The sequence below is a fragment of the Vibrio sp. 10N.247.311.14 genome (assembly GCF_041467715.1).
Lineage (GTDB): Bacteria > Pseudomonadota > Gammaproteobacteria > Enterobacterales > Vibrionaceae > Vibrio > Vibrio crassostreae_C.
This window is the reverse complement of the sequence record NZ_JBFSVE010000011.1, coordinates 64,243-77,425: the sequence shown is the minus strand read 5'-3', so window position 1 is coordinate 77,425 and position 13,183 is coordinate 64,243. Positions and strand designations below refer to the sequence as shown.

General features: G+C 44.7%; 11 protein-coding genes. 7 read left to right on the top strand and 4 right to left on the bottom strand.

The genetic code is table 11. The features are described 5' to 3' along the window. Positions 1-646: 646 nt before the first annotated feature. Together AB6F11_RS06070 and AB6F11_RS06065 are read right to left on the bottom strand one after the other, a co-directional pair. Positions 647-1,195, bottom strand: a complete 549-nt coding sequence (locus AB6F11_RS06070) for an NAD(P)H nitroreductase (protein WP_017059376.1) — start codon at positions 1,193-1,195, stop codon at positions 647-649. Between the two features lie 207 nt (positions 1,196-1,402). Further along, complete coding sequence (locus AB6F11_RS06065; protein ID WP_017070327.1) at positions 1,403-3,412, bottom strand: NADPH-dependent 2,4-dienoyl-CoA reductase; 2,010 nt, start codon at positions 3,410-3,412, stop codon at positions 1,403-1,405. Between the two features lie 279 nt (positions 3,413-3,691). Here AB6F11_RS06065 and sppA point away from each other — a divergent pair, with 279 nt between their 5' ends. Both sppA and ansA read left to right on the top strand, forming a co-directional pair. Beyond that, a complete protein-coding gene (sppA, locus tag AB6F11_RS06060) occupies positions 3,692-5,542 on the top strand; it encodes a signal peptide peptidase SppA (protein WP_102320043.1) in 1,851 nt (616 codons plus the stop codon). Between the two features lie 118 nt (positions 5,543-5,660). Continuing rightward, positions 5,661-6,677, top strand: coding sequence for an asparaginase (gene ansA / locus AB6F11_RS06055; RefSeq protein ID WP_019823767.1), 1,017 nt, complete (start codon positions 5,661-5,663; stop codon positions 6,675-6,677). Positions 6,678-6,820: 143 nt separating this feature from the next. Here the strand turns inward: ansA and AB6F11_RS06050 are convergent, their stop codons facing one another. Beyond that, on the bottom strand, positions 6,821-7,102 hold the full coding sequence (locus AB6F11_RS06050; RefSeq protein ID WP_010437067.1) for a YeaC family protein: 282 nt from the start codon (positions 7,100-7,102) through the stop codon (positions 6,821-6,823). Between the two features lie 113 nt (positions 7,103-7,215). Between AB6F11_RS06050 and AB6F11_RS06045 the strand changes: the two genes are divergently transcribed. Then, positions 7,216-8,022, top strand: a complete 807-nt coding sequence (locus tag AB6F11_RS06045; RefSeq protein WP_102393281.1) for a DUF2989 domain-containing protein — start codon at positions 7,216-7,218, stop codon at positions 8,020-8,022. Positions 8,023-8,197: 175 nt separating this feature from the next. Here AB6F11_RS06045 and msrB read toward each other — a convergent pair whose 3' ends face one another. Beyond that, a complete protein-coding gene (gene msrB, locus AB6F11_RS06040) occupies positions 8,198-8,635 on the bottom strand; it encodes a peptide-methionine (R)-S-oxide reductase MsrB (protein WP_080582205.1) in 438 nt (145 codons plus the stop codon). Between the two features lie 319 nt (positions 8,636-8,954). Here msrB and gap point away from each other — a divergent pair, with 319 nt between their 5' ends. The 4 genes from gap (at position 8,955) to AB6F11_RS06020 (ending at position 13,033) form a co-directional block, all read left to right on the top strand. Then, positions 8,955-9,950, top strand: a complete 996-nt coding sequence (gene gap / locus AB6F11_RS06035; RefSeq protein WP_017059382.1) for a type I glyceraldehyde-3-phosphate dehydrogenase — start codon at positions 8,955-8,957, stop codon at positions 9,948-9,950. Between the two features lie 242 nt (positions 9,951-10,192). Next, on the top strand, positions 10,193-11,077 hold the full coding sequence (locus AB6F11_RS06030) for a D-hexose-6-phosphate mutarotase (RefSeq protein WP_102393280.1): 885 nt from the start codon (positions 10,193-10,195) through the stop codon (positions 11,075-11,077). Positions 11,078-11,188: 111 nt separating this feature from the next. Further along, positions 11,189-12,004, top strand: coding sequence for a 23S rRNA (guanine(745)-N(1))-methyltransferase (gene rlmA, locus AB6F11_RS06025; protein WP_048660809.1), 816 nt, complete (start codon positions 11,189-11,191; stop codon positions 12,002-12,004). 75 nt (positions 12,005-12,079) lie between these two features. Further along, positions 12,080-13,033 (top strand): ChaN family lipoprotein, encoded by a 954-nt coding sequence (locus AB6F11_RS06020; RefSeq protein ID WP_102393279.1) that lies wholly within the window; start codon positions 12,080-12,082, stop codon positions 13,031-13,033. Positions 13,034-13,183 lie beyond the last annotated feature (150 nt).

Genomic DNA, 13,183 nt, shown 5'->3' with positions numbered 1-13,183 from the left:
TAATATTGAATTGATCTTATTCAGCGTTCTCTTTTTATTGATCTGAATCAAAACTAAAAGTTGGTGGTTCTCGTTAAATACGACACAATAAAGCAGATAAGTAACACAAAATAAAGGACAAATAAAACAAACGAACACAACATGTTGTACTAAGGACAAATCGAATTACGGGAGGTAAGATGCAAGAATCTAAGCAATAAAAAAGCCCACACAAAGGCGGGCTGATTTATCAGTCACATACACGTTTTTAGCAAGAAGATTGCAGTCTTCTGAACTGAGAGTACGATGACGTATTACATTAATAATCATATCAAAGTTCACGCTAAAGACAACATTCGACAATCGCATAACAAAGGCGGTGTTTATGAAGTTGATTGAGTTAACAACTGTTTTACTCAACGTGGCAAGAACAATCTACTATCTTGTGCTTATACCACTCATCATGTTGGACTTAACAAGTACGCTAACAGTCTAGTGATCGAATCAGCCCCTAGTGGGCTGTATCACTGCTTGCTTTCATGAAGTCCTGTCTAGCAAGGTTCTTTCTAAAAATGATGTGCTGCACTGAATATTCAACTCAATAGAATTCATAACCAACAAGTTCACAATTCCCCACAGACCTAAGTCATTTTCAACGTAGTGCTCCTTATAAGAACTCAACGAACTTAGAGAAGTCGCGTTCTGGCACTTTCATTGGTGTACAGCCAGGAGTACCTAGGTATAGGAAACCAACAATTTCGTCGTCGCCTTCTAGGCCAAATGCTTGATGTACTTCTGGGTGGAACATCCATTTACCTGAGCGCCAAAAGCCTTGGAAACCTTGTGCGACTGCGGCCATTTGCATCGCCTGTGCAGCACAACCCGCAGACAGATGTTGTTCGATAGCAGGCACTTTCTCGTGCTCAGTTACTTTGGCAATCACAGTAATCACCATCGGAGCTCGGAACGGCGCTTTCTTTACTTTCTCGATAACCGCTTCTTCGCTGTCATCCGCTTCAGCGGCGCGCACCAAGATGTCAGAAAGCTTTTGTAGGCCTGAACCTTGCGCGATAACAAAGCGCCAAGGTGTTAGTGCCCCGTGGTCTGGAGCACGCAGTCCTGCTTTGATGATGTTTTCTAACGCCACACCTTCTGGTGCCGGATCAGAGAGTTTTGCGATTGAGCGTCTGTTGAGCAATAGATCCAAAGCATCCATTTGAAGTCCTTACTATTTCTTTATTATTTGTATACTTGAACTTTAGCACAGAATACAAACGATAATAAATCTCAACCACTGTCCATCTGGCCTAGATTAGAAACAATAAAAGCTCCTAAATCTATGACTTAGGAGCCTTGTTCAAAATCTAACTCAGCAAATTAAGTAACAATATCTACCGATAAGATTACAGTTTGATAGCTGATTCTATAACTTAATCGCTAGCTCAACACCTTGACGAATTGCGCGCACTGCATCCAGTTCACCCGCGTAATCAGCACCGCCTATCACATGCAGTTTGCCACCAAACTCTTGCCACATATCTTCGAATGGACGAACTGACACCTGACCTGCACATACGATAACCGAATCAGCATCCAGCACCTGCTCTTTCTTACCAACGCTGATATGCAGACCTTGGTCATCAATCTTGTTGTAGCTCACGCCACCCAGTAGATTAACACCGCGTTTTTCTAGTGTGCGTTTGTGAATCCAGCCTGTAGTTTTGCCCGGACCTTTACCAACACGACCCGCTTTACGCTGCATCACCCACACCGTTTTATCGCTGAATGAATCAGGGTAAGGGTAAAGTCCGCCTGGGTGTTCCATATTCTTATCGATGCCCCACTCATGCAGCCAATCGTCTAGGCTGTGTGAAGTCGGTTCTGTCAGCATGGTTGCCACATCGACACCAATACCACCAGCACCAACAATCGCGACCTTTTCGCCTACTGGTGTCTTTTCACGAATCAAGGTTTGGTAATCGACCACGTTTTCTTGGTCAATGCCCTCAATATCGAGCTTTCTTGGCTCTACGCCAGCCGCCATCACGACTTCATCGTACTTCAACAACATCTCAAACGTTGCCTCAGTATCCAGTTTCAGGTTCACGCCTGATGCGTCGATTTGGTTAGCAAAGTAGCGAATCGTTTCTCTGAATTCTTCTTTACCCGGAATCTGCATTGCCAATCTAAACTGACCGCCGATACGGTCATTTTTCTCAATCAAGTCAACCTTATGCCCACGCTGAGCTAAAGTCGTTGCACAGGCTAAACCGGCTGGGCCTGCGCCGACAACCGCAATGGTCTTAGTCGCTTGCGCTGGCTGAACAACAATTTCAGTCTCGTAACAAGCGCGTGGGTTCACCAAACAGCTCGCACGTTTACCTTTAAACACGTTATCAAGGCAAGCTTGGTTACAACCGATACAGGTATTGATGAACTGAGCTTGGTCTTGAGCTGCTTTATTAACAAAATCCGGGTCTGCCAAGAATGGACGCGCCATAGACACCATATCAGCCTGCCCAGAGCTAAGAATACGTTCGGCCTCTTCTGGCGTATTAATTCGGTTACATGTCACCACTGGGATCGACACGTATGGTTTCACTTTTTCCGTCACCCAAGAGAATGCGCCTCGTGGTACTTGCGTCGCGATAGTCGGAACACGTGCTTCATGCCAACCGATACCGGTATTGATAATAGTCACGCCTGCTTCTTCCAGCTTTTGAGCCAATAGAACAACATCTTCAAAGGTGCTGCCTTGCTCAACCAAATCCAGCATCGACAGTCGGAAAATAATAATGAAGTCGTCACCCACTGCTTCGCGAATCGATTTAACAATCTCCAGCGGGAATCGCATGCGCTTCTCATAAGAACCGCCCCATTCGTCGTAACGCATATTGGTACGTTTACAGATGAATTGGTTAATCAAGTAACCTTCAGATCCCATAATCTCAATGCCGTCGTAACCCGCGACTTGGGCGAGTTCGGCACTGTTGGCAAAGGCACCAATGGTCTTTTTAATCTGACGAGGGCTCATCTCACTTGGAGCGAACTTAGCGATAGGCGCTTTAATGCCAGACGCACTTTGCGCAAATGGGTGCATCGCATAACGACCTGCATGCAACAATTGAAGCGCAATTTTACCGCCGTGCTTGTGGACGGCTTCGGTAACAACTTGGTGCGCTTTAGCGTGCTTTACTTTACTGAATTCAGCACTAAATGGGGTTAATCTGCCACGTAAATTAGGAGAGAAACCACCGGTAACAATAAGGCCAACGCCTCCTTTTGCTCGCTCTTCATAAAACGCGGCGAGTTTGTGGAGACCTTCTTTATTTTCTTCTAAACCTGTATGCATTGATCCCATCAATACACGGTTACGTAACTGGGTAAATCCAAGATCGAGTGGTTCAAGTAAATGTGGGTACATGGCAGACATCACTTCTATTATTTTATCCTTGTGGTCTGACCACAGTATAGTTCAATTACCAAAAGTTCAAACAACCGTTTACATTTTTGTAACACCGATCATAATGCTGCACGTATTAATCGTTCAGAAGCCCTTAATTTGACTACACTTAATGAGAATATATATCGATTAACAATTCTTGGTGTAGTTTGAGCTTGGGAATTATCGTAGGATACTAAGCAGTTCATATTATTGAGATTAATGGTACTACGGCTTGTTAAAGCGACGTAATCTCACTGCGGAGACAGAATGAAAAAAATATTCAAATTTATAGGCATGTTCTTTAAAGGGATTTGGAAGCTCATTACGTTTGTACGTCTTGCGCTGGTTAACCTAGTCTTTTTACTCAGTATCGCCATCATCTACTTTGTGTACTTCCATTCAGATACGGCTCAACCGACGGTTCCTCAGGATTCGGCTTTAGTGCTTAATCTGTCTGGCCCTATTGTGGAACAAAGCCGCTATATCAATCCGATGGATTCGGTCACAGGTTCACTACTTGGCAAAGACCTTCCAAAAGAGAACATCCTGTTTGATATCGTTGAAACGATTCGCTACGCAAAAGACGATGACAAGGTTACTGGTATCGTTTTAGCTCTCAAAGAGCTGCCAGAAACCAACCTGACCAAGCTACGCTACATTGCTAAAGCATTGAATGAGTTCAAAGCAACAGGCAAACCGATTTATGCGGTGGGTGACTTTTACAACCAAAGCCAATACTACCTAGCCAGCTACGCAACTAAGGTCTTCCTATCACCAGATGGTGGGGTTCTTCTTAAAGGCTATAGCGCTTACTCGCTTTACTACAAAACGTTGTTAGAGAAACTAGACGTAAACACGCACGTGTTCCGTGTGGGCACTTATAAGTCAGCTATTGAGCCTTTCATTCGTGATGACATGTCAGACGCAGCGAAAGAGTCCGCTTCTCGTTGGTTAAGCCAACTATGGGGTGCGTACGTTGATGACGTCAGCAACAACCGTCAAATAGACGCTAAGACACTGAACCCAAGCATGGACACCTTCTTGAAAGAACTTGAGTCTGTGGACGGTGACATTGCAAAACTGGCCGAGAAACTTGGCTTAGTGGATGAGCTAGCGACACGCCAGCAAGTTCGACTAGAGCTTGCCGATGTTTTCGGCAGTGACGGCCAAGACAGCTACAACGCGTTTGGTTACTACGAATACCGTACAACCATGCTTCCAAACATGACTAGTGAATCACACGACGTTGCCGTGATTGTAGCGAGCGGCGCAATTATGGATGGCAAGCAACCACGTGGCACCGTTGGCGGCGATACCACAGCAGCCCTACTGCGCCAAGCACGTAACGACGATAAAGTGAAAGCGGTTGTACTTCGTGTCGATAGCCCAGGTGGCAGTGCCTTTGCTTCTGAAGTTATCCGTAATGAAATAGAAGCGATCAAGCAAGCGGGTAAACCGGTTGTTGTGTCGATGTCGAGCCTTGCTGCTTCGGGTGGTTACTGGATCTCGATGGGTGCGGATAAGATCCTAGCTCAGCCAACCACACTAACGGGTTCAATTGGTATCTTCAGTGTTATCACCACCTTCGAAAAAGGGTTGAACGATATTGGTGTTTACACTGATGGCGTTGGCACCTCACCTTTCTCAGGTCTTGGTATTACAACTGGACTTAGCGATGGCGCGAAAGACGCGTTCCAAATGGGCATTGAAAACGGATACCGCCGATTCATCAGCCTAGTTGGAGAAAATCGCGGTCTGGAAGTCGATGCTGTCGACAAGATTGCTCAAGGTCGAGTTTGGACAGGTCAAGATGCGATTCAGAAAGGCTTAGTCGATGAGATTGGTGATTTCGATGATGCGGTTGCAGCTGCGGCTTCACTTGCAGAGCTTGAAAGCTACAACATCTACTGGGTTGAAGAGCCACTTTCGGCCACTGAACAATTTATTCAAGAATTTATGAACCAAGTTCAGATGTCGATAGGCCTAGATATTCAATCGATGATACCAAGCAGTTTACAGCCTGTTACTCAGCAGTTAGCTCAAGATAGCCAGCTGTTAGGCAACTTTAACGACCCACAAGGCCGATACGCTTTCTGCTTAAATTGCCAAGTTCAATAAGTTGAGCCAATAACTCAATAACTAAGGGGGGCCTCTGTGTGAGGTGCCTCTTTTTATTGCATGATAATTCGCTATAATCGCCCCCCTGTTCCCTACATCACACTAAGTATTAATCGCCATGGAAAGAAAACACATCTATATCGCGTACACCGGCGGCACAATTGGCATGCAGAAGTCTATTGACCACGGCTATGTTCCTGTCGCAGGTTTCATGGATAAGCAGCTAGCTGGCATGCCTGAATTCCATCGCCCAGAGATGCCTGAGTACACCATTCACGAATACTCTCCATTAATGGACTCTTCAGATATGACGCCACTTGATTGGCAGACTATCGCTGATGACATTCGCGCGAACTACGATAAGTACGATGGTTTCGTTATCCTGCATGGCACAGACACTATGGCTTACACTGCCTCTGCACTGTCTTTCATGCTTGAAAACCTCGGCAAACCTGTGATTGTTACGGGCTCTCAAATCCCACTAGCAGAGCTTCGTTCAGACGGACAAGCAAACCTGCTGAATGCGCTACACATTGCAGCAAACTACCCAATCAACGAAGTGACACTGTTCTTCAACAACAAGTTGATGCGTGGTAATCGCAGCACAAAATCACACGCAGATGGCTTCAATGCGTTTACGTCTCCAAACCTGAATCCTTTGCTAGAAGCGGGTATCAATATCCAACTTAGCAATAATGTAAAAGTAAACGAACAACCTGAAGGTGCTTTCAAGGTTCATAACATTACTCCGCAACCTATCGGCGTAATCACAATGTACCCAGGCATCTCACACGAAGTTATCCGTAACACGCTATTACAACCTGTTAACGCGATGATTCTGCTTACTTTCGGTGTGGGTAACGCACCACAAAACCCAGAACTGCTTCAGCACCTGAAAGATGCCTCAGAGCGCGGTGTTATTGTGGTGAACCTAACTCAATGTTTGGCTGGTAAAGTCAACATGGGTGGTTACGCGACAGGTTGTGCACTAGCAGAAGCGGGCGTGGTGAGTGGTTACGATATGACACCAGAAGCGGCACTGGCGAAATTGCATTATCTATTAAGCCAAAACCTAGGCTACGAAGAAGTGAAGGCTCAGATGCAACAAGTATTGCGCGGTGAGATGAGCTTATAACCTGTTCAAGGATTCACGTTAAAGCCAGTTATTCTATGAAAGTAACGGCGGCTTAACGTGAACTAAATCGTTTTATTGCTTATAAATAAACGAGTTAAACTAAAAGGGGTGGCACATTGCCACCCCTTTGTTGTAATTTAAGCTTAATGATTCGGGTTAACCCTAACAATGTCTTCTTGATCTGACTTAAACTGTTTCTTTAGTTCAGACTTAGATTTAAAGCTAATCTCACCACCAGCTGCAATTGTCATATGTTGAGCTTCAGAGTTATGTTTAGATTGGTATAACATAACCGCTTGCATACACGAGTCGCGCTGTTCTTTTGAGAGCGCCGTACCTTCTGGCCATTTACCCGTTTCAACTGCGTAGGTTAAACGTTCGTAGACCTCGGGTGTCATTGCGCTAAGAAGTTGTTCTGCATCCATGGTAAAGCCTTAGTTTTAACAATTTTCACCAGAAAATAACCCGTAACAGAATTGAGTCAAGAACCTGACCAATAATAAGTGCATCTGATCACAAGTGAAGGAATATGAAAATTATGAAATGGTTGGCGATTAGCCTATTGCCTTTCACTCTGGTTGGGTGTCTTGAAGGGAACAAAAATACCGATCAACTGTGCCAAAGCAATCCGGGTCTTCAGTGTGAACAATTGAACATGAACGATGGGCAATGTCGTGTCGCACGTACCGACCTCATCTGGCATCGATTTGAAGTTCAGAAGCAACCCACCGAAATCAACAAAATTAAAGAATTCGAATTAGTCACTGCCTACAAAAAGTGCCTAGAGCTCGCGGCACAGATCGAAACGATCGATCAATCTAAGCTGCAAGAGCGTCGCTTTACGGCATTAATGCACAGTATTGAAGAGTCAGAACGAATCGTTAGTGAGCTATCGAAATCTGATACACCGGAAACGCTTTACTTCTTGTGGTCGCAAACTGGGGACACCAATGCCAGACGCAGTTTCCTACAACTAGAAGGCTCTGAAGCGTTAAACACAGCTGAGATGCAATATGCCTTGGCAACCTTCTATACCACCCGCAATCATATAAAGACACTTAAGCTACTCAATAATGCGCTAACGCTTTCTAATGGCTCGGTAGCCAACACTGAAATCTTCAAGTCGATGGCCAGTATCAACCACAGCCTGGGACATATGGAAAAAGCGTACGTTTGGGCAATGGTTGCCAAAGACTTTGACGTGCCGATTGCTTCTGAAGCCGAGCTCACGGTGTTGTACCATTTCGACAAGGCAACCTATAAGAAGCTAAATAAAGACGTAGATAACATCGTCGAAGCGATTGAGGATGGAATTTACAGCCCTTCAATCGTCCCGAGTTACTGATCGCTTCATTTATAGTGTTCTTACTTAAGCTTGTTATTCACCTGCTTTCAAATAAAAACAGCTACCTTTTTAGTAGCTGTTTTTATTTGTACTAGAGTTAAATCTGAAACCTTGGGCGTTTCAGCCTTCCTAAATCGACAAATGCGACCTGTAAGGATTAGACAATAGTTACAAGTTATTTCGTACTTTCGTCATTTTTGTTGAAAATTAACGACACTGAATTAACACAGAACCGTTCACCTGTGGTCTTCGGGCCATCTGGAAAAACGTGACCTAAATGGCTATCACAGGCGGTACAACGGATCTCTACACGCTTCATTCCGTGACTTAGATCTTCTATATAGCGTACTGCTTCATCATTCACTGGGGCATCAAAGCTTGGCCAACCACACCCAGAGTCATATTTGTTATCCGACAGAAACAAAGGGCTTTCACAGCATGTGCAGCTATAGACGCCAGTCTTATGGTTGTGCAGTAACTTGCCGCTATATGGGGCTTCAGTACCACGCTCACGACACACTGAAAATTCGTCGTCCGTTAGGCGCTCACGCCAGTATTCATCAGGCTTTATCATATTTCCTCCCTTTTGAATCACGTTAATATCTCTCCACATTCTCAGTTATTATATTTACTTTTTTCTATAAAGGCTTGCATATGAGTCGTTTTGTAGCACATACTTTCTCACCAGGAAACATTGTACATATACACTCATAAGTGAATCATCATTTAGGGGTATTTTACCCAACTGGAAGGGTACAGAGCCACTTGCAATGGTCAATTTTCAAGCACTTACACCCAATTGTTAAGAAAAGCGTCGCTTTTTTTTGACATTAAACAAGTTAAGTCGGATTATCTATTGCAGATGTATACTGGATTCTGTAATTTTACTACCAGTTATCTTTAATCAGAAATTAAGTTGTGGAGCAACTACAATGACTATCAAAGTAGGTATTAACGGTTTTGGCCGTATCGGCCGTTTCGTATTCCGCGCAGCTCAAGAGCGTGCAGACATCGAAGTAGTAGGTATTAACGATCTAATCGACGTAGAGTACATGGCATACATGCTTAAGTACGACTCAACTCACGGCCGTTTCAACGGTACTGTTGAAGTTGAAGGCGGTAACCTAATCGTTAACGGTAAAACTGTACGTGTTACAGCTGAGCGTAACCCAGAAGACCTTAAGTGGGATGCTATCGACGTAGACGTAGTTGCTGAAGCAACTGGTCTTTTCCTAACTGACGAGACTGCACGTAAGCACATCACTGCTGGCGCTAAGAAAGTAGTTCTTACTGGTCCTTCTAAAGATGCAACTCCAATGTTCGTAATGGGCGTTAACCAAGCATCTTACGCTGGTCAAGACATCGTTTCTAACGCTTCTTGTACTACTAACTGTCTTGCACCTATCGCTAAAGTACTTAACGATAAGTGGGGCATTGAGTCTGGTCTTATGACTACAGTTCACGCTACTACAGCAACTCAAAAAACTGTAGATGGCCCTTCTGCTAAAGACTGGCGCGGTGGCCGTGGTGCTTCTCAAAACATCATCCCATCTTCAACTGGTGCTGCTAAAGCTGTAGGCGTTGTTCTTCCAGAACTAAACGGCCTTCTAACTGGTATGGCTTTCCGTGTACCAACTGCTAACGTATCTGTAGTTGACCTAACAGTTAACCTAAAAGAAGCTGCATCTTACGAAGAAATTTGTGCTGCAATGAAAGAAGCTTCTGAAGGCGAAATGGCTGGCGTTCTTGGTTACACTGAAGACCAAGTAGTATCACAAGATTTCATCGGTGAAGTTCAAACTTCAGTATTCGATGCTAAAGCTGGTGTTGCTCTAACTGACAAATTCGTTAAAGTTGTATCTTGGTACGACAACGAAATCGGTTACTCAAACAAAGTTCTAGACCTAATCGCTCACATCTCTAAGTAATTTCTTTTTAGAAATCGCTTTAGATAAGCATTAGCGAAGACTGTTTTGAGCAGACTTTGAAAAAGGCGACCTTAGTGTCGCCTTTTTAATACCTGCTATCTTTTAAACCGCGTCTGTCTAAGCTCATCAAGATAGCCCAAACGCAAAATTCAATTCTAATACTGACTCTGTTTATCACTCATGAAAACACAAGCATCACTCTAGTCAGCATTTGAATTCAATTTCCTTAGAAGGATCATGTAATGGATTTATCTACTCTACCTGCACTAGCGGTACTTTCTGACAACGTCACTATCGTTGAACACGAAGGTGTAAAACTGGTTTGCGTTATCCACGATAAAGCAAACGCAGCGATTTCACTGTTTGGCGGCCATGTGGTGTCATTCCAACCGCAAGGTCAAGAAGACCTAATTTGGATGAGCCAACAAGCTAAGTTCGATGGTAAAACGGCGCTGCGTGGTGGTATTCCAGTATGTTGGCCTTGGTTTGGTCGCATTGCAGCACCAGCACATGGTTTTGCCCGTTCAAGTGAATGGCAATTGGTTGAACACCGTGAAAGCGAAGCTGGCGTGATTGTTAGTTTAGGTCTAAAGCCAAGCGAAGAGACGCTAGCAGTATGGCCTCATCAGTTTGATGCACGTTTGAATGTTGAGATCGGCGAACAACTAAAAGTAACGCTGGACGTGAAGAACACGGATTCTCAGCCATGGACTTTCTCTGGCGCGCTGCACACTTACCTAAACGTTGGCGATATCCACAACACAACCACCACTGGTATGGGTGCTGAGTACATTGATAGCCTGCAAGGTGGCAAGATCTGCCAAGGTGGATCTGAACTGGTACTGACCGACACTATTGATCGCGTTTACACTCAGCCAGAATCACAAATCTGTGTTGCTGACAAAAAATTTGATCGCACACTGACCGTTGAAAACCACGGTCATAACTCTGCAGTACTTTGGAACCCTTGGGCTGAAGGGGCTGCGGGTATGGGTGACATGCAAGACGACGGTTACCTAACCATGTTGTGTGTTGAATCAACACTGCACGCACCAAGCCTAGAAGCCGGTAAAACACTCCGGCCGGGTGAAAACCACCAACTGATCACTGTGATTAGTGCCCAATAACCGTATAAATACAGTTATAAAAAACGATTTTTGAGCGGCTTTATGTCGCTCTTTTACTTTTTGGTTTTAGCTCGTTACACTTGCGCTGTCTATTCTCCTTTAGAGGTCTCCATGACTTACCAATGCCCTTTGTGTCACCAACCTTTATCTCAAAACGATCGTACGTTTAAGTGTGAAAAGAACCATCAGTTCGACCTAGCGAAAGAAGGCTATGTCAATTTGATGCCTGCGCACCACAAACGCTCAAAAGATCCAGGTGACAACAAAGAGATGATGCAGGCACGTCGTCGCTTCCTTGAAGGTAACCACTATGACCCAATGCGCCAAGCGGTGGTGACGTTGTGTTCTCGCTACCTACCAGAAGAGGCGCCTAGCCTATTGGATATTGGTTGTGGCGAAGGGTATTACACCAACGAAATTGCTGTGAATCTTCAAGAAAAGAATGGTGCTACTTTTGGCCTAGACATTTCTAAGATTGCTATCAAATACGCCGCTAAGCGCTACCCTGCTGTCGACTTCTCAGTTGCATCAAGCCATCGTCTTCCCTTTGCGGAAAATAGCTTAGACGGCATTCTACGCATTTACGCACCTTGCAAGGCTGAAGAGTTACAACGCACCATCAAAGATAATGGTGTGGTGATCACCGTAACACCCGCTAGCCGACACCTTTATCAGCTGCGTGATGCGATTTATGATGGCGTTCGTTTGCACGATGAAGATCCAGAGATGATCGAAGGTTTTATGCTTGAGCATCAAGAGCAACTAAACTATATGATGGAACTATCGGGGTCAGATGCATTCGACCTGCTACAGATGACGCCGTTTGCTTGGAAGGCGAGTGAAGAGTTTAAACAACAACTCACCGAAGCCGAGCAATTCAACTGTGAAGCTGACTTTATGCTGCGGGTGTATCGCAAACAAAATTAATTGATATTGATTATCGTTTGCATTGAATTCTTATCTTGCCTCCTTTAGTATGCGTGTTCTTCAAGGAGGCATTTCATGCAACGTATTATTCTTATCGGATTAGCGACTCTTCTCACGGCTTGTGCTAGTCAACCTGCAAAAGACACTTCTCAAAAAGTGACTCAAAAGGAATCTGTTTCCACATTCTATGACTACCAGTTCGCTTCTCCACAAGGCGAAACGCTTCCTCTCGATGCATTACCTAAACAGCTAATTGACGCTGATGTAATTCTTATTGGCGAATGGCACACGCATTCTGCTATTCACCGCTTCCAAACCGATTTTTTAAAAGCGCGCTTTAACGCGACGTCAAACATTGCGCTTTCAATGGAACAGTTCACTCGAGAGCACCAAGCCACACTTGACCAATACTTAAACGGCGAAATCGGCGAACAAATTCTCATGTCTCAAGCGGCAGCTTGGCCGAACTATGAAAGTGATTACCGCGCATTAGTTGAGTTCGCAAAAACCAACGACGTCGATGTTATTGCAGCAAACGCACCAAAACCATTTGTTCAGTGTATTGGCCGTAAAGGATTACCTTACCTAGACCAATTATCGACCGAGCAACGCCAATGGATTGCCGCCGAAGTGGATACTGGCGATAGCCCTTACAAAGAAAAGTTCATGGCTTCTATGCACCACGGTACGCCAGAGCAAACAGAAAAGCAGTTTGCCGCTCAGGTTACCTGGGACGAAACCATGGCTGAGTCGATTGTGGATTACCTAGCATCAAACCCTGATAAACAAGTGATTCACGTGGCTGGCAAGTTCCACACCGAGGGTGGTTTAGGGACGGCGGCATCAATTCTACGTCGTAACCCTGATTTGAGAATCGCCATCATCAGCCCAGTTGAAGAGGTTTCATCAGATAGCAATGACTACCAGCTAAAAGTACTTTCGCCGCCGGCTCGCTTTGTTAAGAAAGAGAACCGAATGAAGGCATACAAGCACCTGTCAAAACGCAGCGCTAGCCTAGAGTGTGAGTAAGGTCTGTTGTTCCACTCTTCTAAGCTAAAGAGTCGATGGGCTAATCCTAGATAATTAGCCCATCGTCAAAACTTGATCACGTTCCCGTCATTCATCCTAACTCTATCTAAATCAAACATTCTTATCGGCACAAGACTTGCTTAGTAAATA

Excerpts from the sequence above, each read along its gene's own strand:
- AB6F11_RS06065 (WP_017070327.1), bottom strand. The coding sequence starts at position 3,412 with ATGTCTGCCATGTACCCACATTTACTTGAACCACTCGATCTTGGATTT.
- msrB (WP_080582205.1), bottom strand. The coding sequence starts at position 8,635 with ATGTGGAGAGATATTAACGTGATTCAAAAGGGAGGAAATATGATAAAG.
- rlmA (WP_048660809.1), top strand. The coding sequence starts at position 11,189 with ATGACTTACCAATGCCCTTTGTGTCACCAACCTTTATCTCAAAACGAT.
- AB6F11_RS06050 (WP_010437067.1), bottom strand. The coding sequence starts at position 7,102 with ATGGATGCAGAACAACTTCTTAGCGCAATGACACCCGAGGTCTACGAA.
- sppA (WP_102320043.1), top strand. The coding sequence starts at position 3,692 with ATGAAAAAAATATTCAAATTTATAGGCATGTTCTTTAAAGGGATTTGG.
- AB6F11_RS06045 (WP_102393281.1), top strand. The coding sequence starts at position 7,216 with ATGAAATGGTTGGCGATTAGCCTATTGCCTTTCACTCTGGTTGGGTGT.
- AB6F11_RS06070 (WP_017059376.1), bottom strand. The coding sequence starts at position 1,195 with ATGGATGCTTTGGATCTATTGCTCAACAGACGCTCAATCGCAAAACTC.
- gap (WP_017059382.1), top strand. The coding sequence starts at position 8,955 with ATGACTATCAAAGTAGGTATTAACGGTTTTGGCCGTATCGGCCGTTTC.
- AB6F11_RS06020 (WP_102393279.1), top strand. The coding sequence starts at position 12,080 with ATGCAACGTATTATTCTTATCGGATTAGCGACTCTTCTCACGGCTTGT.
- ansA (WP_019823767.1), top strand. The coding sequence starts at position 5,661 with ATGGAAAGAAAACACATCTATATCGCGTACACCGGCGGCACAATTGGC.
- AB6F11_RS06030 (WP_102393280.1), top strand. The coding sequence starts at position 10,193 with ATGGATTTATCTACTCTACCTGCACTAGCGGTACTTTCTGACAACGTC.